Annotated in this window: 2 protein-coding genes; one reads left to right on the top strand and one right to left on the bottom strand. The window is 67.3% G+C overall.

The genetic code is table 11. From position 1 onward, the window contains the following. Positions 1-199: hypothetical protein (locus tag MFF54_RS27565; RefSeq protein WP_238307361.1), on the bottom strand; the 199-nt coding region annotated here is incomplete at its 3' end. 630 nt (positions 200-829) lie between these two features. Between MFF54_RS27565 and MFF54_RS27560 the strand changes: the two genes are divergently transcribed. Beyond that, positions 830-2059 (top strand): PGN_0703 family putative restriction endonuclease, encoded by a 1230-nt coding sequence (locus MFF54_RS27560; protein ID WP_238307360.1) that lies wholly within the window; start codon positions 830-832, stop codon positions 2057-2059. Positions 2060-2189: the final 130 nt, after the last annotated feature.

Raw genomic sequence — 2189 nt, 5'->3', positions numbered from 1 at the left:
TCGCGAAGACGCGTTCGGTGAGGATCTGATAATTCTGTCGGATTCGCTCGGCAAGCTCATCAAGGCTCGACGCCGAATTCGAGGTCGGCACCGTTTCCACCACCTCTACGGCAGCGGGGGGCACCTCATCGATTCCCGTCTGCGCCTCGGTCTCCTGCGCGGGGCGCTCGACTTCTAAAATGATGTTGCTATCTGACATGCTGTTACTCCCATGCCAGACCAAGAAAATGGGTCTGGACGGTAATATAGCTGTCAAGCCCCTTTTTCATCCACGCATGGGCACTTGCGCGGTGCGCATATCTGCCGATTCTGATTAGATTCGGAAGGTCAGCTATACCCATGCGGTCGACCCCGCGGGGCCAAGACGGCGAAATCTGTCACGGTGACACTTTTGGTGCGTCCGACTAAGGGGGGGCGCTTAGGTGTTACGCCGCCTCGTGCCAGGAGAGCTGTACTATCAGGACCGGTCACCAAATGCTGGGCGTTCCGCCCCAAAAAGATCATCCCAAGTAGCTGTTTGTCTAGCGATTGAGCTGGTTGCGCACTAAATACAAAAGGGAGGGAGAGACGATCATCCCCCTCCGGAGCAGGAGCGGAGCCGATCCCGCTGCCGAAAGGCGGATGTGTCGACCGAGCAAGCTAAACTTCCTCTGCCTGGACGGAATGGAAGCCGAGCCCGCGCTGATGCGGGTGTTCGGAGTTTCCCTGGATGCCAAGCACTTGCCTGCCTCGATCCCGCCGCACCGCGACCGCCCCGACGGGCCCCGTCCCGGCCGCCGATGGTGCCCACCCGACAGGATCGATCGGAATGACGGCATCGTCTGCTTCGATGCCAACGCGCCCCGTGCCCCTGGTGCCCGAGGACGTGCTGAAACGGCAGGATGCGTTCGTCTCCAACGACACGCGCTTTACCGCCGCCTGCCGCCTGCTGGCCTCCCTCTGGCGGGAGGAGCACGGTCTGCCGGCCGGGCAGCACCGCCTGGAGCCGCGGTGGGCCGGGGGCCGGACCGCTTCGTCCACGACACCCGGCATCAGCCGGTCGAAGTCCGTCCGTCTGGCCTCCCGGCTCTCGACGGCCGCGGCGCGGGCGGGCGCCACCTTCCTGAGCCCGGCCATCGCCGCCCATGCCCGGGAAATCCTGCTGTTTCGCGAGCCTGGCGCGCTGTTCGAGGAGGCCCGGCTGTGGGGCAACCTCCTGTCCAGCCAGGCCCTGACCCTGAACCTCTTCGTCCCCCTGGCACTTGACCCCGCCCGCGCCGCGGCCGTGTTCCGGAAATTGCTCCCGGGCTTCGTCGGCACCGTCACCAGCATCCGCTTCGAGCACAGCCCCGGCCGGCGCGGGCCGGACTACTTCGGCGACGGCACCGCTTTCGACGTTCTCATCGACATCGTGACGCCTGAGGGCGAGCCCGCCTTCGTGGCGATCGAGATCAAGTACACGGAGGGCACCGGCGGCCCCGCCCCGGCGCCGCGGCCCCGCTACGCCGAGACCGCCCGGGAGAGCGGCCTCTTCCGCGATCCCGATGCTGCAGTGCTAGCCCGGCCAGGCTTCGAACAGCTTCGCCGCGAGCACGTCCTGGGCCAGCTTATGCTGCAGCACGGTCTCTACGGCCGGGGCCACTTCGTCCTTCTCGGGCCTGCCCAAAATCAACACGTACAGGCTATGGGCGGGCGCTACGCCGCCGAACTCGGCGACCCTGCCGAAGCGCCCGGCCGGGTCGGCTTCAGCACCCTGACCCTGGAGGCGGTGGTCGCCGCGATCCGTGAGGCCGGGGCGACCGATTTTGCGGCTTCGTTCACGGCCCGCTACCTCGATCTCGGCCGCGTCGCCCGCTTCGTCCTCACGCAGGCCATGCCGGCGCCGCCAGCTCCTCGACGCCTTGCGGGCAAAGCTGCCTCGGCCGCCGGGCCAGACTGGGCGAACCCCGAACAGGTTTCGGAGGCGGCTGCGTCCGATCGTGCTCGGGCCAAGCCCGCAGCAACGGCGAGCATGTCTCGGAACCGTGCCGGCGCGCTGAAGCGGGGCGTCGGCCAGAGCCAGGTTCATGCCTGGGCCTGAACGCGCTGCCGCCGCCTTCCCGCCGGGTGCTCGCCGATCTCGGCGGCACCTACCCAGCGCTGCGCCCCACGACCGGTATAGCCGCTTCATCGGTCCAGCGGGCTCTCGCCGAGCTGTCGAGCCTGCTGAA

Source organism: Methylobacterium gregans, assembly GCF_022179245.1.
Lineage (GTDB): Bacteria > Pseudomonadota > Alphaproteobacteria > Rhizobiales > Beijerinckiaceae > Methylobacterium > Methylobacterium gregans.
This window is presented reverse-complemented; position numbering and strand designations above follow the sequence as displayed.

Excerpts from the sequence above, each read along its gene's own strand:
- MFF54_RS27560 (WP_238307360.1), top strand. The coding sequence starts at position 830 with ATGCCAACGCGCCCCGTGCCCCTGGTGCCCGAGGACGTGCTGAAACGG.